This is a genomic window from Limnobaculum allomyrinae (assembly GCF_016649425.1).
Taxonomy (GTDB): domain Bacteria; phylum Pseudomonadota; class Gammaproteobacteria; order Enterobacterales; family Enterobacteriaceae; genus Limnobaculum; species Limnobaculum allomyrinae.
In genome coordinates this window covers 616,380-637,335 of sequence record NZ_JADRCR010000001.1, presented here as the reverse complement: position 1 = coordinate 637,335, position 20,956 = coordinate 616,380, and the positions used below count along the sequence as shown (strand labels likewise).

Below are 20,956 nucleotides of genomic sequence, written 5' to 3'. Positions count from 1 at the left end.
AGGCATTAATGCCTTCCTGCCGTTTTGAACAATTGGATAGCGCTCGCGGCCTGGCGCTGTTAGGCATTCTGGTGATGAATATCGGCGGATTTGGTTTACCTAAATCTGCCTATATGAATCCTGCCTATATCGGTATGCCCTCTTTCAGCGACGGTTTGGTCTGGTCGCTACTCAGTACTTTTGTGCAGGGTACCTTTCTGGCTATGTTCGCTATGCTGTTTGGTGCAGGCTTGCAGTTGTTGAGTAAACGCAGCGCCGGATGGAATGTCTCGCGTCTGTTTTGGCTGGCTTTGCTTGGTTTTTGCCACAGTGTTTACCTCTGGGATGGTGATATTCTGCTGACTTATGGTCTGGTAGGCCTTGGCAGCATGGTCATCATTCGTACCACCTCCACATCCCGTAGCCTGATGCGTACCGGTATTCTGCTGTATTTTATTGGATTGGCAATCATGCTATGGCTGGGTTCGCTACCGGGTAGTGGATTCAGTGAGGACTGGACTCCCTCAGCCAGGACTCTGGCCTATGAAACTGCATGGAAGCTAACCGGCGGCGAGCTGGCTCATGCTGAACGTCTGAAGATGACGTTAATGATTCAACTTTCAGTGATTCTTCAGTATGGCTGGGAATTGGCAGGATTGATGCTCATCGGGGCTGGGTTGCTTCATAGCGGCTGGTTATTGGGCAAAGCTTCATTAACCGATTATCGCCGTCAGGGATGGCTTCTGTTCGCGCTTTCGCTGTTAATACATGTTCCTGCCATGATAATGCAGTGGTGGACTGAGTGGGATTTCGTTATTGCCGGATACTATCTTCAGGTGCCTAAAGAAATTGCCGCGACGTTACAGGGAATAGCCTATCTGGCGTTATGGTATGGTTATGGTCAGTCAATGAGCTGGTCAAAAGTCAGCGCCGTTTTGTCGCGAGTAGGGCGAATGACGTTAAGTAACTATCTGCTACAGACGTTGATCTGCACGACGCTGTTTTATCACTATGGCTGGTTTAACCATTTTGATCGCTTACAGTTACTGGCGATGGTACCGGCTATTTGGTGTGTGAATATTCTGTTTTCAGTGCTGTGGCTGAAGTATTTCAAACAGGGGCCGGTTGAATGGCTATGGCGACGGTTGACGAGTTTAGTGGCTGTTGAGTCATGACAGATAATGGTTTCTGAATGGGCAGAGTGGTGATTTAAGCACTTATCTTTACCATATTCCTTCGATTGCTAATCCGAATATCCTTCCCTATGACCTATTAGTGTCCCGAAGCTCTGGCATTTCGCAACGGAGGCACTGTATTTAAATCTTCCAGTTCAAACAGCTGTTCCGGTGATACGGCCGGATAATCCTGCACATCGCCTTCCAGACTGTATGGCGTAGGGATTGGTACCATAGGCCCAAGGAATCGAGGTTCCCGCTTTAAAATATAGAGATCGGTCAGCGCACCAAGTCGGGCTACGACTTCACGCGCGCGCACCATAAACATATTTTTAGGCGAGGGAACGGCATAGCATTGAGCCTTAATACCGCTATGTAACGCGATAAACAAAGCACGTTCACAGTGAAAACGTTGAGTAATGATGGTGAATTCGTTGGCACCAAACACTTTACGCGTACGGATAATTGAGTCCAGCGTTCGGAATCCAGCATAATCGAGCACGATATCAGAGGCAGGAACGCCCGCCTGGATAAAATCCTTACGCATAGTAATTGGTTCGTTATAGTTCAACTGAGCGTTATCACCACTGAGTAACAGGTAGCTAATTTTATTACTGTTATACAGGTTAACGGCACCCTGAATTCGGAATTTATAATATTGATTGATAACGCCGGTACGCACATATTTGGATGTACCCAGCACGACGCCAACATGGCTTGCGGGGAGTTCTTCGATGTTTTCGTACACATAAGGGGCAGTTCGCCAACTAATCCAGCGATCGAGCAGCAGAGCGGTGCATAGCATCAATGCCAGCAACACTAACAGGCTATATATCAATCGTTTCAATATCATAGTTGGTTCATAGTTGGTCATTTTAAAATGAACGGCAGCTCTCAAGGCTACTTTACGGCAAGACCGAAAACAAGATGGCTTAAACTAAAAAATTGCTAAGCAATGAGTAAATTATTCGTAATGGTGAGAAAAGCAGCACGCTTTTAGCTTGCTGACACACTTAATAAATCGATATTTGAGGATATTCCGACGGTAATGGCCCCTGTGGTTATATTTATATTGAGCACGGCCGGAAGATGATATGAGCAATATCGTTTTTACGGCCGGAATGTCCTCAGTAGCGGATTCATTGAGTCAGACAGCGCCTCAATAAATAACGGCTCTGAATCGAGCCGTTATTAAACAATAATAAAATCAGAACGAAGTCCGCTTATACCGGCGATACTGCGGATCCCAGAAGTTATTATCGATTTCTTGCTGCAAGGCTTCATCAGACGTCACAACTGCAACGGATTCCAGCTGTGCCATTTTAGCTACTTTCAGCGCGATATAGCGGGAAACCTGCTGAATGTCATCCACTTCAGGTAACAGAGCACCTTCGCCATGTTTAGCCAGTGGAGAACAGTCAGCCAGTGCGCGACTGGCTGCCATCAACATACCATCAGTAACCCGACTGGCTTTAGCCGCAAGCACACCAAGACCGATACCCGGGAAGATATAAGAGTTATTACACTGAGCAATTGGGAACACTTTATCTTTATACATTACCGGAGAGAACGGGCTACCGGTAGCCACTAATGCGGCACCGTCAGTCCAGTTGATAATATCTTCAGGGCGTCCTTCAACGCGTGAAGTTGGATTAGACAGAGGCAATACGATTGGACGGGCACAGTGTTTGTGCATTTCACGAATGATCTCTTCGGTAAACAGGCCTGCCTGACCCGATACACCAATCATGACCGTTGGTTTTGCATTACGTACCACTTCCAACAGTGAAATAGCTTCATTTTCAGTATGCCAGTGGTTGAGCAATTCATGTTTTTGAACCAGCTTAGACTGGAATTCAAGTAAATTTGGCATCTTATCGGTTAACAGACCAAAGCGGTCAACCATAAATACCCGTTCTCTGGCTTCATTTTCGCTTAAGCCTTCAGCAATCATTTGGGCGATGATCTGTTCGGCGATACCGCAACCGGCAGAACCGGCGCCCAGGAATACCACGGTCTGATCTTTCATCTGGCTGCCGGCAGCGTGACTGGCAGCAATTAAACTACCCAGCGTAACAGCCGCGGTGCCCTGAATATCATCGTTAAAGCAGCAAAGCTCATGACGATAGCGATTAAGCAGCGGCGTAGCGGTCTGCTGTGCAAAGTCTTCAAATTGCAGCAGAACGTTTGGCCAGCGGCGTTTTACCGCACTGATAAAGGCATCAACAAATTCAAAATATTCATCACCGGTAATACGCGGATGACGCCAGCCCATATACAGCGGATCATTCAGACATTGTTGATTGTTGGTTCCCACATCCAGAACCACCGGAAGGGTATAGGCCGGACTGATACCGCCACAGGCGCAGTAAAGAGAGAGCTTACCGATAGGAATCCCCATGCCCCCGATGCCCTGATCGCCCAGGCCAAGAATACGTTCACCATCGGTTACCACAATCACCTTAACGTTTTGTTTAGTGGCGTTTTGTAGCATGTCATCAATATTGTCTTTATTCGGATAGGAGATGAACAGGCCACGGTGGCGACGATAGATATCAGAGAAGTGCTCACAAGCCTCGCCAACGGTTGGAGTGTAAATCACAGGCATCATTTCGCTCATATGATTTTCAATCAGGCGATAGAACAGGGTTTCGTTAGTGTCCTGGATATTACGCAAATAGATATGCTTATCGATATCTGTTTTAAAACCTAAAAATTGCTTATAGGCACGCTCAGCTTGCTCTTCGATGGTTTCAATTGCTTCAGGCAACAGACCGTGGAGGTTAAAGTTACTGCGTTCTTCCTCAGTGAAAGCGCTACCTTTATTCAGCAGTGGGGTTTCAAGCAGGGCAGGACCAGCATAGGGGATATACAACGGACGTTTACTTTCGTGTTCCAGTTCCATGAAATTGGCTCTTTTAGATCAGGTAAAAGGATAGTCGGGCAACTGCGACCCGTAATCGTCCGCCGATTTTAGGAAACTCAACACAAATGTACAATCAATGTTGCTAATATATAGATATTTTGTTGAATATTGAGATCCAAGCGACATAAATCATGAGTTGGCGATTTCGGGTCTTAGGGCGCTAGTCTACCTGAAAAATTTTCTTTTGTTCGGCCTAAGCTGTGAAAAAATGTAAATAAAATAGGGAAATAGCAATTCCCGTTGTTTCTATTGTTTTTAGTTATTTAAGAAAATATTTGACGGAAAAAGCGTTACCCGAAGAAAGGAGAACGGGGCACAGTAAAAGCAATGTGATTGCTGATCATAACCCCGGATTTATTTTATCAATTAGCCAAACAGTTTTACTAACACCGGAAAAACAAACGGAGCAGCCAGCGAAGTAATAATACCGCAGATCACCAGCGCTAAAGAGCTATAGGCACCTTCCTGATAATCTTCTTCAGCGCAACGCGCTGTTCCGAGGGCGTGAGCCGTTGAGCCAATCGCTAATCCTCTGGCGGACGGTGTTTTTATTTTTAACATATTGAGAATTGGGTGACCAAACACCGCACCAAATATTCCCACAAACATAACGCAAATAGCGCTGATGGTGGGAATGCCATGTATAGATTCGGCCGTCGCCATCGCAATGGGTGTCGTGACTGATTTGGGCAATACCGAAGCAGCAATTTCCGGCGATGCACCAAGCAATAATGCGGCAGCGGTACCGGTAATCATAGCAACCAGGCTACCAACCAGACAGATGGTAATGATGGACTTCCAGCGTGCACGTATCTGGTGTAACTGCTCATACAGCGGGAAAGCCAGCGCCACCACGGCAGGCTGTAGCAGATCGTTGAGCAGTGAGCTGCCGGCAAAGTAACGGTCGTAGCTGGTATGAGTCAGTAACAAGACAGGAATGATAATAAACAGCGAAATTAACAGCGGATTAAGCAATGGTTGTTTTAACTTAATCGCCAGTTGACGAGCACCATAAAATGCGACCAGAGTCAGAGGAATAGCCCACCACATTATGATGATTCCTTATCAGATTTCATTCGTCTGATGCCATGCATATAGTGTGAGGAGTAGCCGACCACCAACATGGTTATCAAACTGCTGATCAGACAAGAGATCACCAAAGGACCAAACTGGCTGACGAGCTGAGGATAGTACTTTATTACCCCAACGCTGATAGGAACAAACAGCAAGGCCATATGACGGATAAACAGGTAACAGCCCGGTTTTACCCAGTTGGAGGGTAATATTTGAGTAGAGAGTAAGGTAAAAAGTAATAGCATGCCAATAATACTACCCGGAATTTTCAGGGGAAGCAGGGTAGAGATGGCGTTGCCAGCTAACAAACAAAGATAAATCAGAACAAAGGCTCGGAGGTATTGCCAGCAGAGTCTCAGGAACGGCAGCATAAAAAGTCCCTCTGCATTAGAATTGGATTTATCATACAATTAAATTTTATTAATGTGCTATGGATCACACAATAAATGTAATGAAAGATCGTTTCAAATCATTTCTGAAAAGCATCAAATGGTTCATTGCCGTTATCAGTATAAAACAAAAATTTAACCGCTCATTTTTCATCAAATTAATCGATGTTATTCCTTGTTTATTAAATAGTTTTTTAAGCGCTTTTTTGCAGGTAAAAAATATTTATTTTGCACTATTGGCAAGGGGATTGTTGTGGTGCAAAATGCATCAAATAATGAATAACCGGCGTAAAATGACGTCGGTTATTTTTTTGCATCCGACCAGAGAAAAATGGTTATAAATCTTAAAGATATTAGATTTATAGGGCTTATTCCGAGGTTAATAAATATTCACTTATACCGCTTAATTTTGGTAACTTATTGAATAAGGAATAAAAATGAAAAATACCCTTCTCAAACCACCTCTCTGCGTCGGTAATCAATACCGCCGCAGTGACTATGGCGCACGGCAAATCCAACGCCTTACCCGTCGATGTTATACCCCCTTAAATTTTAGCCGCTTGTTAAGTTATTCCCCTGCGGCCTCTCTGCTTTGTGTGTTATCGAGTAAAAAAGTTGAGAGCATGGGGGAATATGGCTATGTCTATTAGTCTTTCTGCAACTTCTATACCTGTCGCTAACCGCGTTCAACTCAAACGTTCACTAAAACTGTGGCAAATCGTCGTTATCGGTTTGGCGTACCTGACGCCAATGACCGTATTCGACTCGTTTGTGATCGTTTCCGGTAAGACAGAAGGCCATGTCCCAAGCGCTTATATTCTGGCACTGGTTGCCGTACTGTTTACTGCTATCAGTTATGGCAAGTTAGTACGTCAGTTTCCGGAAGCGGGATCGGCATATACTTATTCGCAAAAGGCGATAAATCCTCATGTGGGCTTTATGGTGGGTTGGTTATCATTGATGGACTATATGTTCCTGCCAATGATTAACACGCTGCTGGCAAAAATATATTTGTCGGCACTGTTCCCTGAAGTTGCGTCATGGATATGGGTTGTCGGCTTTGTTTTCATTATGACGGTGATTAACCTGCGTAGCGTTAACTGGGTGGCAAACCTGAATATGATTCTGGTGTTTTTCCAGATTGCTATTCTGGTAGCATTTGTCTATCTGGTTTGGGAAGGTTTACATCTTGGTGATGCTGGCCGATCTCAGGTTGATATCACCAGACCGTTCTTCTCCAGCGAAGCGCAAATGGTACCGATCATTGCCGGTGCAACGGTACTTTGCTTCTCGTTTCTGGGGTTTGACGCGGTTAGTACCTTGTCAGAAGAGACGCCGGATCCTAAACGCGTGATCCCTAAGGCTATCTTCCTGACGGCTCTGTATGGTGGCATCATTTTCGTCACGGTTTCTTTCTTTATTCAGCTCTACTTTCCGGATTTAACCATACTGAACGATCCGGATAACGCAACGCCAGAAATCGCGCTGTACGTTGGTGGTAAGATGTTCCAGTTCATTCTGCTGTGCTGTACGGTAGTTGGGGCACTGGCATCAGGTCTGGCTTCACATGCCAGTATTGCCCGCCTGTTATACGTGATGGGGCGTGACAACGTACTGCCGGAAAAAGTGTTTGGTTATGTGCATCCAAAATGGAAAACACCGGTAACCAATATTTTACTGGTTGGTGTAGTGGCTCTGGCCGCGCTGTTCCTCGATCTGGAAAGTGCCATTTCGCTGATTAACTTTGGTGCACTGGTTGCTTTCAGCTTTGTGAATATTTCGGTTATCTGGTTCTTCTTTGTGCGCCAGAAGCGTAATAAAAGCGCGAAGGATATTTTCAGCTTCCTGATCCTTCCGCTGATTGGCGCAATTATGATCGTTATTCTGTGGCTGAATCTGGAAGAAGATTCACTGCGTCTTGGCTTGATTTGGGGCGGATTGGGGCTGTTGTATCTGATCTATATCACCCGTGGATTCCGCCGTCCGGTACCAACGCTGGGGGCTAATCGGGGAGCGACACCTGCATTATTGCCCGATAATGGTGATAATACAGTCACTGAAATTAAATAATTCCGTGTAATTACCTGAAAGGGCGTCGATATATGGCGCCCTTTTTAGTTACTGTTTAGCGATATTATTATTCCAGATTCGGACGCCGATCGATATTGGTCAGAAAGCCGCTAATCTTTTCATCATTATGTTTAAATAACGATACAATTTCCCGCACCGCTTTGCCCATGCGTTCATGATGGCTCCAGGCCAGAGAGAGCGGGGAAGGTTGACGCTTATTCTCCACTTCTTTAGTAATCAGCTGACCATTATCAATAAAGCGCTGACACAGGTTCTTAGGCAGAAAACCAACCCCCACTCCCAGCAGATGACACTCCAGTTTAGTGTGTAAATCAGGAACTTTAATCTCTTTTTGACCGGAAAGTAGCCAGGCCACCCGTTTAGTGAGTTTGAGAGAGGTATCTTCGATATTGATAGCGGGATAGGCGCGCAGCATATTATCTGTGAGAACACCGCTTTTAGTTGCCAGTGGATGATTGGGGGAGAGAACAAATACCCAGCTAACATCACCAAAAGGTAACAGGCGAATAGTATTGGAGAGTGATTCAGAACCGGTAACGCCAATGGCGAGCTGAAAATCATCATGCAACATGGCGTCCCAGACTCCCATATAAACCTGACGTGAAAGTCGGAATTGAGTAAAAGGAAAACGCTGATGCAGCCAACTAAGTAGTTTTGCTGCGGCACTGGCGTTATAAAGCAGGTTATTCACCACCAGATTAACCTGACGCTCTACGCCGTCGTTAATCTGATTAAGCTCATCCGGCATGCCATCTATCCAACTTAACCATTGATGACAGCGTTCCAGAAGATGATTGCCTGCCGGAGTCAGAGAAACCGTACGAGTGGTTCGCAAAAATAGCTGAGTGCCCAGGCTTTCCTCCAGCATTTTGATGCGATAGCTGATTGCCGCCGGGGTTTTATGCAGATTCTCTGCCGCTTTGGAAAAGCTTTTGCTTTCAGCCACTTTAATAAACGTTCGTAGTGTTTCCTGATCGAGCATAGGGAAGATCCTTCTGGAGGTTTAACTTAAGCCAACAAAGTGCAACGTGCATGCCCAACAGCGTGTCAGCGCCAGAAGTATGACCATGCTGTAATACTCTATCTACAGCCAGTTGGGTCATGGGGGATGAACGAGCCAGACAGTGTAGTAAATGTGTTAGGGATGACGAGTAATGTCCGAGTGTAGCATGATGCAAATAACAAGCGCTGACTTCAGTAGTTAATAAACATAACGCTTTTACTGAGCTATTTATTAATGGTGCCTGTTGTAAACGGGCACGTAAGGTCGGAATAGAATGCAGAATGGCCATTGCACCAACCAGCATATCGTCTCCGCTAGGGGTGAGCCCCGGGCCCAGACCAATAATTGATTGCCATTGGGGTTGTTGTCCTGCAAACCAGTTCGTTAGTTGCTGATGGAAATGGAAAATCAGAGGCGAGGCAGTAGAAATAGCCTGACCTAAATGGCCTGACAAGCCTGTAGGATGTGAAGTGTTTAGTAATAAAGTTGATAGGGCTGAGTATACCGACGATGATAGAATCGGGAGGTGTAGTGCCATAGAGCGTTGAGGGGAAATTAGCAGGTTATCTGACGTGTAGAGCCCTTGCTGACGCATGGTGAACAGATCGCCGACTTTCAACTGTTGATGTAATTGGTCAAAGTCAGCAGTGCGTAATAGCCACCCCATTGGGCTGATGCCCTGACCATAGCGGTGTAGCGTTAAGAGTTCACCCCTGGTGTTTTGTAAATTGATCGCCTGACTGAAACGGCTATGACAGATTAAACTATCGGGCTGTAATGGAGAAAAGGCACTGACCGCCAGCGTGAAACGAGGCATATCTATTTCTCCTGTAGTGGGTGCCCAAAGGCACCCGGTGAATATGATGTTGTTGCAATTACTCAGCTTGAATATTCATAGACTCGGCTAATGCCTCCAGCGCGAGCTCAAAGCAGGGGAGCGGTGCTCGTACCGTACCGGCTCCTACCTGACCGACACCAGCCTCTTTATGAGCAATACCGGTGTTGATCAGTGGCGTAATTCCGGTTTCCACTACTCTGCGAATATCCAGACCTACACAAGCCCCCTGAAAGTTCCATGATGGAATTTGCAGTAATGGATTATGTTGTAAGTAGATTTCGCTCATCTCTTCAGACGTTTCCTGAGCTGCTTCCATTCCGCCAGCACCCACGAAACGCGTAACGCCAGGTGCGGCAATCATCGCGGCACCGCCAACGCCAAAGGTTTCAGTAATGGCACTATCGCCGATATCCGGGTTAGCATCATGTTGACTGAAACCGGTAAAAAACAGTCCCTGAGGTGTATTGACCGGAGCAGTAAACCAGCGATCGCCTAACCCGCTCACCCGAATCCCAAAGTCGCGGCCATTACGTGTCATGGCCGTAACGATAGAACCAGCCTTGATATCAGCAGCGGCGTCCATCACAGCTTTACAGTAAGCCATCGCCAGATTGAGGAAAAATTGGTCGGTGACGCTAAGGAACTGCAATACTTCTCCTAACCGTGCTTTATCGCCATCCTGAAGGGCAATAGAAGGGGCAAGAATTCGCATCAGTAAGGCCGATGCGGCGATATTTCTCTGATGAAACTCATCTCCCATGGTAATGGCCTGAGCCATCAGAGCGGTAAGGTCAATACCATCTTCCATATCACTCAAGGCCTGCTGTAACACTGGCGCAAGCGTGTCGCGCATCCAGCGTAAGCGCCGCTGCACATCATCACCGTAGGCACCAAAACGCATCACCTTACCGATTCCTTCGTTCAGGTTGCAGTAAGCGGAGTTGCCGTGAATTCTGTTTTTAATTTCAACCACCGGCATATTGGCGGAGGTAATACCTCCCATTGGGCCTACCGCATTGACGTGATGGCAGGGAATAAAGTTAATTTCACCCTTTTCCAACAGACTTAAAGCCTGTTGTTCATTCTCAGCCCAGCCTTCAAACAGGCTGGCACCAATACAAGCTCCGCGCATAGGTCCGGTCATATCTTGCCATTGAATGGGGGGGCCTGCGTGTAACAGTACTTTTCCCTGAGCCAGTTCAGGAATAACATCCCGTGCGGTACGTACCCCAACCCAGTATGGGCGGGCTTCTTTGATACGTTCAATGATAGCGGCATTGGCCTCAGAAATAGATGCATACATGATTCGGTACCTTCTTATTAATTCAATGTTATTAATTTAATTTTTTCAGCAAAGCGGCCAGATGTTGATTGCCACCGGCAGCAGGAGCCCATTGATAGTGAACAACCGGGCAGCCGGCGGTTTGTAAATCCTGAGCAAAACTGCGCAAACCTGCATTAATGACTTTTACACCTTGCAGTAGCGGTGGCTCGGTGATTGGTTGATGAGAAGGGTGGCGGGTGGTCAGATGGTGTGCCAGTAATACGGCTTCTTGCAGGGTATTCATCACCACGATATCGCCATTGATGAGAGCATCAATTTGTTCTGCACGCGGCTGTGGGTCTTGCTGAGTACCGGTCACGGTAGCGATCACCACTAACGGATGTTTATTTCCCCGAGCTGTTCGAATCTGGTTGACCGCTTCGACAACAGCCAACGCCGGATCGTCACAGGCTCCATATCCCAGCACCACATCTAACAGTAGCACTCCTGTCTCAGGTTGGTTTGCCAGCTTTTGGATCTCTAATGAGCGAGTGGTAGGGTCTATCATCGGATGTGGCCGACCAACGGTATAAACATCATCTCCCAGGTCGATCAGTTTATGACCTTGGGCATTTAGCATAATGCCTTGGTGGTGATGCTTATCCGTTTCTGCTCCAATTTGATCTGCCAGCAGCATTGCTGCTTCAGCTGCCAGGGTTCCTCCGGCGTACAGACCAAGTATTTTTCTTTCTGTTACATCAGGTTGATTAGTTGCAATCTCTTCCACATTTGCCAGCATTACTGCCAGCTGTGCCGCTTCTGCCAGTGAACTGGCCAACCACACATTACCATCATGACGCTTTTCTGGTTTCGCCCCCAAGAACAGAGCCACCACCGGTTTAGCAATGGATTTCATTGCCGCCAAAACTTTCAGGCGAACGCTTTCTGCAGGCGGTTTGGAAACAAAAGCCAGTACTTTGCTCTGGCTATCTGCTGCCAGCATTTCAAGCGCGCTCAGTGCGCTGATACCACCCACTTCAGCACTCAGATCGCGCCCACCCAAACCTAATGCATGGGTTACACCCTGACGTAGCAGCGCAATTTGTGAGGTGAGTTCCTGAATACCGGTGCCTGATGCGCCTATTACACCAATACTGCCTTTGGGCAGAACGTTGGCAAAGGCCAGAGGAGCGCCAGCCACCATGGCAGTACCACAGTCAGGCCCCATCACTAACAGCCCTTTGGCGCGTGCACTCTGTTTCAGAGCAATCTCTTGCTCAAGGGATACGTTATCGGAGAACAACATGACATTTTTACCGTCATCCAATCCTTGTTGTGCCAGCTCTGCGGCATATTCACCGGCAATGGAAATAAGCAGCAGGTTAGCGTCAGGCAGTTTTTGCTGTGAGCTTTCCCAACGACGTGCTTTTTGCAGATGCTGTCCACCACTCTGGCCTTGAGCTATGGTGTTTAACTCATTTTCCAGAGACGTGCGGATGATATCGATAATTTCCGGCATCTGTTCATGAGTCCGAATCGCCGCGCAAATGTCGTTTGGGGTTGCAGTCGTGAAATCCGAATGCCAGAAGCCCGTAGCTTCTAACAGTGCTTTATTAGCCGGAGTACCCATCATCACAGAGACTTCATCCACTCCCGGTGAGGCGCTTAACTTGCGGGAAATGAGCATCAGACTAACTGAATCCTGAAAACTCCCTTTTTTTACGAAAGCGTAAATCATTGTGTTACCTCAGATTATTTCTTTTCTTTTAAGAACAACATGCCAACCAAACCAATGACTAACAGGATGGCAGAGAGATAGAAGCCAGAGGCCAGACTACCGGTGATATCGCGGGCGGCACCGGTGATGATTGGGGCCAGAATGGACGAGCTCATTCCGATAAAGTTGAACAGACCGAAGGCAGTACTGTAGTTGTTTTCATCAACGCTATCGGCAACCAGTGCTACCAGCACAGGATCGAGAGCCAGCTTGCCAACTAAGCCATAAATGCACAGTGCAATAACAACACCGGTCATACTTGGCATCCAGACAATGGATAACAGGCTCAGAGTGGCGAGGGGAACCAGGATCAGAATTAGGGGTTTACGTTTACCTAAACGATCGGAAATAGAGGAGAACAATAAGGCTCCCGGAATGGAGATCCAGGCGACTAATGAAGAGATAAAGCCAGTTTCATTACCCGGAATACCTCGCTCACTTTGCAGATAATAGGGGAGCCAGGTCAGGATAACGAAGAACCCAAACAGGCTGCAAAACACCATCAGGTAGACGCGCAATAAATTACGGTTTTTCAACAGATCGCCGAGTTTACCTTTTTTAACCGGTACACCATCAGCGCTGGTTTGAGCTTTCTTTTTTTCTTTGATAAAGAACCAGATAGCTAAACCAGTTAAAATGCTGGGGATAGCCATCACGTAAAATGGCATACGCCAGCTGTAACCCTGATCGTAAACCAGCCAACTGGATGACATCAGACCCAGTGCAATACCAAATGCCATACCGCTGTTAATAATGGCACTGCCAAGGGAACGGTACTTTTTCGGGATCTGTTCAGAGGAGAGACCATATTGAGGCCCGTAATAGGTTCCTTCACCGGCACCGGTTACCACGCGAGCAAATAATAATGTTGTCCAGCTTTTGGCCCAGCCGGTAACGGCGGTAAATACGCCAAACAGTAAGAAGCCGGGTACCAGAACCTTTTTCTTACCGATTTTATCCCCCAGAACCCCGGCAGGAACTTGTAATAGAGCATAAGAGAAATAGAATACTGAATTCAGAATACCGAGTTGAGTTCCGGTTAAACTAAACTCTTTTTCTAATTCACCCATGACAGGATTTAATATTGTTCGGTCAGCATACATAAATATCCAACCTAACCAGAATAGAAAAATAGTTACCCACCATGCAGGTATTCCGGTTTTTTGTGGCGTTGCCACATCATTGACTGAGTCTGACATATATATACTCCATGTTTTAATATTATTTAACCTATTCAATAGTCATATTTATTTTTTCGATTAATAAATTTATGACACTGTGTAGAACAGGTTCTGTCAGGGAAACTATATGAATTAATGATACTTTCAGGTGAAGTGCGTCACATTTATTTTATTGTGAGGTAATTTTATTTATTGATGTTTCCATTATTAAAAAATTTTTAAAAGTGATTTATTAAATAAATTTAAATAAATCGAATGATGTTGCATTTAATTATAAAAGAGTTTTTAGGTTATTAATTAATTTCTATCAAGATCACATTTTGTTTTTATATTAAATATATTTTCTCTGTCTGGAGTTATTTCTGGTGATGAGGATTTAAATGAAAAAGACATTAGTGATTGCATTAGGCGGTAATGCATTATTACAACGAGGTGAAGTATTATCTGCTCAGAATCAATATAAAAATATTGAACAGGTTGCCAGCGTTGTTGCTGCACTGGCACCCAAATACCGGATAGTTATTGTGCATGGCAACGGCCCACAGGTGGGCTTATTAGCGCTACAAAATCAGGCCTGCGATCTGGCTCCACCTTATCCATTAGATATTTTGGTAGCGGAAACTCAGGGTATGCTGGGTTATATGATCACCCAAACATTGGGGCAGATGAGCAACATGCCAACTATCAGCAGTTTGCTGACGCGTATTGAGGTCGATCCTGCGGATATTGCTTTCAATGATCCCAGTAAATTTATTGGTCCGGTTTACCCGCCCTCGCAAGAACAGGCGCTGGTGGCGAATTATGGCTATAAGATGAAGCGTGACGGGGAATATTTACGTCGGGTCGTGGCTTCTCCCCGACCACTGCGAGTACTGGAAATAGATGCGATTCGTCATTTGTTATCTCAGGGCAATCTGGTGATTTGTGGCGGTGGAGGTGGCGTACCGGTTGCTCATGGCGAGAGGGGCTTTGTTGGCGTTGAAGCGGTAATTGATAAAGATTTGGCCGCGTCGTTACTGGCAAAAGAGTTAAAGGCCGAGTACCTGATGATACTCACCGATGCTGATGCGGTATATCAGGACTGGGGGACGCCACAGGCGCGCGCTTTACGTAATGTAACGGTAGAGACATTACGACCATTTGCAGCACCTGATGGTTCTATGGGACCTAAAGCACAGGCGGTGATTGAGTTTGTTGAACAGACGGGAAAAACAGCCTTTATTGGTGCGTTAAAAGATGCCGCTGACATTTTAAAAGGAAATAAAGGAACCAAGGTGGTCAGCACACAGGAAGCGATAGTGAATTAGTGAATAGATTCTGCCGCATTATTCTTATATAAAAGCGATGAATAATGCGGCAGGAAAATTCTGAACTATGTTAAATCACTTTTGGTTTTGATTGATTATCCGAAACCAAGAGATCTCCGCGTCGTCTCTGCAGAATCCATCCTTTTAGCAATCCTGACATACAAAACAGCAATCCAATCCAAATCAGGGTGAAGCTAACGCCCTTCACTTTATCGAACGCTTCATTAAATAAGAAGATCGCCAGTAAGAACTGAATGGTGGGTTCAATATATTGGGATAATCCAATTACAGTTAAGGTAGTGCGTTTAATAGCGGCTGCGAAAAATAGCAGAGGCAGCAGGGTGACAGGAGCCGTCAGAGCATAGTAAATGCGAGTTGTGGTATCGGCATCGGTTAATGCACTTTCGCCGCTGGTGGATAACCAAATGGTTAAACCAATGGCTACGGGAAACAGCCACAGCGTTTCAACGGTAAGGGCGGTGATAATGTCAAAACGAATAAATTTACGAATCAGCCCGTACAGCGCAAAAGCGCTGCCCATAATTAATGCTAACACCGGTAATTGACCGTATTGCCAGAGCTGATAACTGACACCGGCAAAAGCAAACAGCACCGCCAGTTTCTGGCTAAGGCTTAGACGCTCATGCAAAAAAATCATGCCCAACAAAATAGAGAATAGTGGATTAATAAAGTAGCCAAGGCTGGCGGCTAAAACCTGATCGTGAGTCATCGCGTAAGTAAAAGTGCACCAGGAGATAGCCATAACGCTGGTACCCAGCAGGCAAAACAGCAGCGAACGTTTATCCTGCCAAACTTCTTGCCAGCGAGTGCGCTGTTTTATCAAAGGACGAACTAACAATAGCAGGGGGAGAGACCATAAAACCCGTTGAGCCAACATTTCAATGGGTTCGGCACCGGGCAACAGGCGATAAAATAGTGGAGTGATACCCCACAATATAAAAGAGAAGATTGCCAGCGCGGCTCCTGATCTGACCATCATAGTGCCGATGTCCTGCTTTAAACGAGTGATGAGACCATGATACACCGCGATAAAACAGAGAGATAGCAGACTAAATCAATTAAAACGCCATATATCAGAGAGTTCTGCTATATGGCGCTAAATAGTAGAAGAGACTAGCCAACTAACTGTTCTGCGTAGCGGAACAGAGCCTTAAGCTGAGAAACTTTGTCTGCATTATCGCTGTGTAGCTGTGCCAGTTGCTCAATTTTAGCGACGTATTTTTCCAGACGTTCTGGACTTAACATCTCCTGACGATGTGCCAGCCAGCGGCGTTGTTCTGCATCATCCAGCGTTTTTGGATAGTTACGGGCACGGTAGCGGAACAACAGAGTTTCCAGCCTGTTATCGCTAAAGGCCAGCGTTAATGCCGGCAGGTTTTCCGGTTTGGTTTTCTGAATGATGCCAATGGCTGCGCGATCGGCATCGCTGAAGAAGCCATCATATAATCGACCATCAACATCAGTGGGCGGTGTAAACGGCGTTGCTTCACTGAAGATAGCAATAACTTTTTCGCGCAGGTCGGGGCTCTGGCGCAGTAATTGAAGATTGGCCAGACAGCGTTGACGATCGATACCTAAACGATCCGCATTTTCCGGCAGCAATGTTTTAGCCGGGGCCAGCACCGGGCACTTATTGGTATGCACCAGTTTTAATGGAACCGGTGATTCACCCTCACCAAGTTCATCACGGCGAGTATAGAGACGTTCACGTAACGTATCGGCATCCAGCTCCAGCAGCGGCGTCATATCTCCGGCTAAGTCACAAACAATTACCGCGTTATTATTATCCGGGTGCCAGGCCAGTGGTGCGATCCAACTGGTATTTCCCCGCAGAGCTCCAAACATACCGGATACGTGAACCAACGGGGTCATTTCAGCAATATCGATCAGATTAGCGACTTTGCGCTTATTTCTTAACTGATACAGATAATCAAACAGTTTCGGCTGGGCTTGCTTCACCAGCTTTGCCATAGCAATAGTGGCGTAAACATCGGACATTGCATCGTGAGCGTGGGTATGTTCCACACCGTTGGCTTTGGTGAGGTGCTCCAGCTTAAAACTGGGTAAGCCATCATCATTCAATGGCCATTGAATCCCCTCGGGGCGCAGGGCATAACAGGCACGCATCACATCCAGTAGATCCCAGCGGGAATTGCCATTTTGCCAGCTATAAGCATAAGGATCGTAGAAGTTACGGTAAAAAATATTCCGGCTCACTTCATCATCAAAGCGAATATTGTTGTAACCCAGAATGCAGGTATTTGGGGCACTAAAACTATCGTGAATTTGACGGGCAAACTCCGCTTCAACCATCCCTTTACTGATTGCTTCCTGAGGAGTAATACCGGTAATCATCACGGCATCAGGATCGGGAAGATAGTCATTGGCGGGTTTACAGTAAATAACTAATGGTTCAGCAATAATATTGAAATCACTATCGGTACGGACACCGGCAAACTGAGCGGGGCGATCGTAGGATGGACTAATACCGAAAGTTTCATAGTCATGAACGTAAAAAGTTGGCTGGTCTGCTGGGTTTTTCATCTTACGAATAGTCTTTAGTTGTCTGCCGGTTATCTGATTTCTGGTTGGTAAGGATAACATTAAAAGCCGAATCAATCGGTAGAATTTATCCATGGCGGTTTAATGTTGTGGGAACGTCCGGGCTTATTGAGGATATAACCATCTCCCCAATGAATAATAATTATTATTGATATAATTACAGTGATTAATTAAGTGGTATAACTAGCTGCATTATCTGTTCTAATTTCATCACTATGGTTGGTATATTTTTATGTCTGAAACTATGCATTCTTATGATCAGGTTAAACGCCGGATTTATCTGCTGTGTTTTAGTATCAAAACTCCAATGGGAAAAGCTGTGTCTCTGTTTTGGGGCGGAATAGCATTACTTATCGTACTGACTGAATTTATGCGGATGGGAGGATTAGGATTTAATTATAATCATCCGGCGTTTTATCATCAGATGGATATCATCTTTGTTTTGTTGTTTTCTTTTGAATATTTGATGCGACTTTGGGTCACACCTAAGTTTATCAAGTATCCAACTTCAGTCATGGGATTGATTGATTTAATTACCACGCTCAGTCTTTATTTGATTTTATTATTTCCTGAGCTGGTTGCGCATTATGAGAATTTTATGAGGTTGGGGCGTATTCTCTGTATTTTGCGCCTGTTTAAACTATTGGGTGTCATGGATGATGTGGCGTTTTTTCATCGTTGTATTTTAAAAGCCAGAAGCAAATTAATCCTGTTCTTATTTTGCATTGTGATTGTAGCAATGATGAGCGGCGGTATTATGTTTGTAATAGAAGGTCCGCAAAATGGATTCACTAATCTGGGATCTTCAATCTATTGGGCGGTAGTGACACTGGCTACCGTTGGATATGGGGATATTACCCCCCATACTATGCCTGGTCGTATTATTGCTTCAATGTTGATTATATTGGGCTATTTGTCACTGGCGATACCCACCAGTATTCTTTCGGCATATGTGATGGCAGAAAGGGAGCATAAAATTTCTTTTCGTTGTCCGATATGTCAACACGTAGAGCATGAACGTGATGCCCGATACTGTAAACACTGTGGTGGCAAACTGAGTAGTAACGGCTGAGGTGAAGAACAGCCCTTTAGATGAACTAAAGGGCTGTTAATATAGTAAATTAATAAATAGAACGGTACAGCGCTTTAATCTCTTCTACGTTAGTATCCCGAGGGTTGCCACCGGTACATACATCGTCAAAGGCGGCCTGAGCCAGCGCATCGATATCATTTTCTTTCATACCAACATCACGCAATCTGGCTGGAATACCAACATCTTTGCTCAGTTGCTTCACTGCATCAATAGCGGCTTCGCGGACTTCTGCCAGCGGCATATCTGCCGCGCCATTAACACCCATAGCAATCGCAATAGCGCGGAACTTATCACCGGTAAAATCGGCGTTGTAAGCCATGATATGTGGCAACAGGATAGCGTTAGCCACACCATGAGGCGTGTCGTAAAAAGCGCCCAATGGATGCGCCATGCCGTGAACCAGACCTAAACCAACGTTAGAGAATCCCATACCGGCAATGTATTGACCTAACGCCATATCTTCAACGCCAACAGGATCGCCTTTTACCGATGCGCGCAGAGAACGGGCAATAATCTCAATAGCCTTCAGATGCATCATATCCGTCAATTCCCAGGCGCCTTTAGTGGTATAGCCTTCGATGGCGTGGGTCAGGGCGTCAATACCGGTTGCGGCTTTTAGTGAGGCAGGCATGCTGGCCATCATTTCGGAGTCAATAATAGCAATAACCGGAATATCATGCGGGTCAACGCAGACAAACTTACGGCGTTTCTCTTCGTCGGTAATGACATAGTTAATGGTAACTTCAGCGGCGGTACCGGCGGTGGTAGGAATGGCAATCATGGGAACACAGGCGTTTTTAGTTGGCGCCACGCCTTCCAGGCTTCTTACATCAGCATATTCAGGGTTATTGATAATAATGCCAATTGCTTTACAGGTATCTTGTGGAGAGCCACCACCAACGGCAATCAGGTAATCGGCTCCGGACTGCTTAAATTTCGCTACCCCTTTTTGCACTACGGCAATCGTTGGATTAGGGATAACTTCATCGAAGATCTCGTAAGGCAGTTTGACTTCATCCAGCAGTTTGCTGACTTTGGTTGCCACACCGAACTTAATCAGGTCTTTATCGGTGACCAGCAGCGCTTTTTTAAATCCGCGTTTTTTCACTTCATCCACAATGTGGGAAATGGCTCCGGCACCGAAATAGGAGGTTTCATTGAGGATCATTCTATTTGCCATGTTATAGCTCCATAAGATTGTTATATTTAAAAGCGATTAAAAATGAATCAATTCTTGAAGTTATCTAAATTGGCAGTTCATGCTGTTTTCCAGCCGGCTGAACCGAACTCCATGTCTATGAACTTAGAGTAATTAACTTTCCTGTCAGAAAATTGATATAGGTTAGGAAAGGGGGGGAACAGTTATTTTTGGTTATTATTTCCAGAAAAAAAGAATAAACATTGATGTCAGGCCTCAAAACAAAATATCTGACTCTAGCCTAATGGAAGGGTTGGCAATAAGGTGACTATTCGGTATGTTTTATCGATCTTCTAATTTCAACTATCAGGATATTTATTTTCTCACATCATGAAAGTTACCCGATTACACAGTACTAATGACGCACTTTTTCCAACCTTTGAACGCCTTTATCGTATCTCTTTCCCCGAATTTGAGCAGCGTACCTTTGAACATCAGGCGAAAGGGTTAACGGCAAAAAACTATTTTCTTCACTGCTACGAAGAGAATTCGCAGTTTGTTGGTTTTGTGGCCTATTGGGTGTTCGCTGACTATCTGTATATCGAACACTATGCCATTAGCGATAAGGTTCGCGGACAGGGTTATGGAACCCGTTTACTGGGGGAGTTGATTGCTTCAACAAATAAAACGGTGATTCTGGAAATTGACCCGGTGGTGGATGATATCTCGCAAAAACGCTTGCGTTTTTATCGCGCATTGGGGTTTGTGGAAAATGATTTCTCTCATGTTCACCCGCCTTATCAGGGTAAGTTTCATGGGCATCAGCTGAAAGTTTTAAGCAGCGGACGAAGGATTACTGAAGCGGAATATCAGCGATTTAATCAGGATTTGAAATCGGTAGTGATGGCGAAGTAATAAATAAAAAAGCCAGCCAGGTGCTGGCTTTTAGGATAGCGGTCTTTTATGAGAATTAAGAATAAATACGGCTCGTAAAAGAAAATGATATCTATAACTGATAAGGTCTAATCTGATTAAGTCAATATGAGTTATTTTCATTTAATCAAGAGTCTTGAAGTTATTTTTAAAGAGATAATTTTAACCATATTGATGATTTTTTTATCTATGAAGATTAAAAAAT

The 20,956-nt window shown here is 45.4% G+C and carries 18 protein-coding genes; 6 read left to right on the top strand and 12 right to left on the bottom strand.

The features are described 5' to 3' along the window. Positions 1-8 precede the first annotated feature (8 nt). Complete coding sequence (gene yeiB, locus I2494_RS02945; RefSeq protein WP_218465492.1) at positions 9-1,154, top strand: DUF418 domain-containing protein YeiB; 1,146 nt, start codon at positions 9-11, stop codon at positions 1,152-1,154. Between the two features lie 97 nt (positions 1,155-1,251). On the opposite strand, the gene sanA is transcribed toward yeiB, so the two are convergent. From sanA to I2494_RS02925, 4 genes are all read right to left on the bottom strand, one after another. After that, positions 1,252-2,004, bottom strand: coding sequence for an outer membrane permeability protein SanA (sanA, locus tag I2494_RS02940; RefSeq protein WP_140918407.1), 753 nt, complete (start codon positions 2,002-2,004; stop codon positions 1,252-1,254). Between the two features lie 357 nt (positions 2,005-2,361). Continuing rightward, positions 2,362-4,059 (bottom strand): NAD-dependent malic enzyme, encoded by a 1,698-nt coding sequence (locus I2494_RS02935; RefSeq protein WP_218465493.1) that lies wholly within the window; start codon positions 4,057-4,059, stop codon positions 2,362-2,364. A gap of 387 nt (positions 4,060-4,446) precedes the next feature. Continuing rightward, positions 4,447-5,130: a CidB/LrgB family autolysis modulator gene (locus I2494_RS02930; protein WP_218465494.1), complete on the bottom strand. Its 684-nt coding sequence runs from the start codon at positions 5,128-5,130 to the stop codon at positions 4,447-4,449. Then, the gene (locus tag I2494_RS02925) at positions 5,130-5,525 is read right to left on the bottom strand and encodes a CidA/LrgA family protein (RefSeq protein WP_218465495.1); all 396 of its coding nucleotides are present in this window, start codon (positions 5,523-5,525) and stop codon (positions 5,130-5,132) included. Before I2494_RS02925 ends, I2494_RS02930 begins: the two co-directional genes overlap by 1 nt. Before the next feature lie 455 nt (positions 5,526-5,980). Between I2494_RS02925 and I2494_RS02920 the strand changes: the two genes are divergently transcribed. Then, positions 5,981-6,193: a hypothetical protein gene (locus tag I2494_RS02920; RefSeq protein WP_218465496.1), complete on the top strand. Its 213-nt coding sequence runs from the start codon at positions 5,981-5,983 to the stop codon at positions 6,191-6,193. Beyond that, the gene (locus tag I2494_RS02915) at positions 6,183-7,613 is read left to right on the top strand and encodes an APC family permease (RefSeq protein WP_321206095.1); all 1,431 of its coding nucleotides are present in this window, start codon (positions 6,183-6,185) and stop codon (positions 7,611-7,613) included. Before I2494_RS02920 ends, I2494_RS02915 begins: the two co-directional genes overlap by 11 nt. A 67-nt stretch (positions 7,614-7,680) precedes the next feature. On the opposite strand, the gene allS is transcribed toward I2494_RS02915, so the two are convergent. From allS to I2494_RS02890, 5 genes are read right to left on the bottom strand one after another with little or no spacing between them, the layout of a single operon-like run. After that, a complete protein-coding gene (gene allS / locus I2494_RS02910; protein WP_218465498.1) occupies positions 7,681-8,616 on the bottom strand; it encodes an HTH-type transcriptional activator AllS in 936 nt (311 codons plus the stop codon). Beyond that, the gene (locus I2494_RS02905) at positions 8,582-9,454 is read right to left on the bottom strand and encodes a DUF2877 domain-containing protein (protein ID WP_218465499.1); all 873 of its coding nucleotides are present in this window, start codon (positions 9,452-9,454) and stop codon (positions 8,582-8,584) included. Before I2494_RS02905 ends, allS begins: the two co-directional genes overlap by 35 nt. 58 nt (positions 9,455-9,512) lie before the next feature. Further along, positions 9,513-10,778 carry a YlbE family protein gene (locus tag I2494_RS02900; protein WP_218465500.1) on the bottom strand — a complete coding sequence of 422 codons (1,266 nt, stop codon included), beginning with the start codon at positions 10,776-10,778 and terminating at the stop codon, positions 9,513-9,515. A gap of 31 nt (positions 10,779-10,809) precedes the next feature. After that, positions 10,810-12,477, bottom strand: coding sequence for an acyl-CoA synthetase FdrA (fdrA, locus tag I2494_RS02895; RefSeq protein WP_218465501.1), 1,668 nt, complete (start codon positions 12,475-12,477; stop codon positions 10,810-10,812). A gap of 14 nt (positions 12,478-12,491) precedes the next feature. Next, positions 12,492-13,715, bottom strand: a complete 1,224-nt coding sequence (locus tag I2494_RS02890) for an MFS transporter (protein ID WP_218465502.1) — start codon at positions 13,713-13,715, stop codon at positions 12,492-12,494. Between the two features lie 362 nt (positions 13,716-14,077). Here I2494_RS02890 and I2494_RS02885 point away from each other — a divergent pair, with 362 nt between their 5' ends. Beyond that, complete coding sequence (locus I2494_RS02885) at positions 14,078-15,004, top strand: carbamate kinase (protein WP_218465503.1); 927 nt, start codon at positions 14,078-14,080, stop codon at positions 15,002-15,004. Between the two features lie 70 nt (positions 15,005-15,074). On the opposite strand, the gene rarD is transcribed toward I2494_RS02885, so the two are convergent. Together rarD and sbcB are read right to left on the bottom strand one after the other, a co-directional pair. Continuing rightward, positions 15,075-16,004, bottom strand: coding sequence for an EamA family transporter RarD (gene rarD, locus I2494_RS02880; protein ID WP_218465504.1), 930 nt, complete (start codon positions 16,002-16,004; stop codon positions 15,075-15,077). 134 nt (positions 16,005-16,138) lie between these two features. Next, positions 16,139-17,569: an exodeoxyribonuclease I gene (gene sbcB, locus I2494_RS02875; protein ID WP_218465505.1), complete on the bottom strand. Its 1,431-nt coding sequence runs from the start codon at positions 17,567-17,569 to the stop codon at positions 16,139-16,141. A 250-nt stretch (positions 17,570-17,819) separates the two neighbouring features. Between sbcB and I2494_RS02870 the strand changes: the two genes are divergently transcribed. After that, positions 17,820-18,659, top strand: coding sequence for an ion transporter (locus I2494_RS02870; protein ID WP_218465506.1), 840 nt, complete (start codon positions 17,820-17,822; stop codon positions 18,657-18,659). Between the two features lie 49 nt (positions 18,660-18,708). Here the strand turns inward: I2494_RS02870 and fucO are convergent, their stop codons facing one another. Next, positions 18,709-19,860 (bottom strand): lactaldehyde reductase, encoded by a 1,152-nt coding sequence (fucO, locus tag I2494_RS02865; protein ID WP_218465507.1) that lies wholly within the window; start codon positions 19,858-19,860, stop codon positions 18,709-18,711. Positions 19,861-20,208: 348 nt separating this feature from the next. Between fucO and I2494_RS02860 the strand changes: the two genes are divergently transcribed. Beyond that, positions 20,209-20,733, top strand: a complete 525-nt coding sequence (locus tag I2494_RS02860; RefSeq protein WP_218465508.1) for a GNAT family N-acetyltransferase — start codon at positions 20,209-20,211, stop codon at positions 20,731-20,733. Positions 20,734-20,956 lie beyond the last annotated feature (223 nt).

Excerpts from the sequence above, each read along its gene's own strand:
- I2494_RS02915 (WP_321206095.1), top strand. The coding sequence starts at position 6,183 with ATGTCTATTAGTCTTTCTGCAACTTCTATACCTGTCGCTAACCGCGTT.
- I2494_RS02905 (WP_218465499.1), bottom strand. The coding sequence starts at position 9,454 with ATGCCTCGTTTCACGCTGGCGGTCAGTGCCTTTTCTCCATTACAGCCC.
- I2494_RS02930 (WP_218465494.1), bottom strand. The coding sequence starts at position 5,130 with ATGTGGTGGGCTATTCCTCTGACTCTGGTCGCATTTTATGGTGCTCGT.
- fdrA (WP_218465501.1), bottom strand. The coding sequence starts at position 12,477 with ATGATTTACGCTTTCGTAAAAAAAGGGAGTTTTCAGGATTCAGTTAGT.
- sbcB (WP_218465505.1), bottom strand. The coding sequence starts at position 17,569 with ATGAAAAACCCAGCAGACCAGCCAACTTTTTACGTTCATGACTATGAA.
- I2494_RS02885 (WP_218465503.1), top strand. The coding sequence starts at position 14,078 with ATGAAAAAGACATTAGTGATTGCATTAGGCGGTAATGCATTATTACAA.
- I2494_RS02870 (WP_218465506.1), top strand. The coding sequence starts at position 17,820 with ATGTCTGAAACTATGCATTCTTATGATCAGGTTAAACGCCGGATTTAT.
- I2494_RS02860 (WP_218465508.1), top strand. The coding sequence starts at position 20,209 with ATGAAAGTTACCCGATTACACAGTACTAATGACGCACTTTTTCCAACC.
- I2494_RS02900 (WP_218465500.1), bottom strand. The coding sequence starts at position 10,778 with ATGTATGCATCTATTTCTGAGGCCAATGCCGCTATCATTGAACGTATC.
- fucO (WP_218465507.1), bottom strand. The coding sequence starts at position 19,860 with ATGGCAAATAGAATGATCCTCAATGAAACCTCCTATTTCGGTGCCGGA.
- I2494_RS02890 (WP_218465502.1), bottom strand. The coding sequence starts at position 13,715 with ATGTCAGACTCAGTCAATGATGTGGCAACGCCACAAAAAACCGGAATA.
- rarD (WP_218465504.1), bottom strand. The coding sequence starts at position 16,004 with ATGATGGTCAGATCAGGAGCCGCGCTGGCAATCTTCTCTTTTATATTG.
- I2494_RS02920 (WP_218465496.1), top strand. The coding sequence starts at position 5,981 with ATGAAAAATACCCTTCTCAAACCACCTCTCTGCGTCGGTAATCAATAC.
- yeiB (WP_218465492.1), top strand. The coding sequence starts at position 9 with ATGCCTTCCTGCCGTTTTGAACAATTGGATAGCGCTCGCGGCCTGGCG.
- I2494_RS02935 (WP_218465493.1), bottom strand. The coding sequence starts at position 4,059 with ATGGAACTGGAACACGAAAGTAAACGTCCGTTGTATATCCCCTATGCT.
- I2494_RS02925 (WP_218465495.1), bottom strand. The coding sequence starts at position 5,525 with ATGCTGCCGTTCCTGAGACTCTGCTGGCAATACCTCCGAGCCTTTGTT.
- allS (WP_218465498.1), bottom strand. The coding sequence starts at position 8,616 with ATGCTCGATCAGGAAACACTACGAACGTTTATTAAAGTGGCTGAAAGC.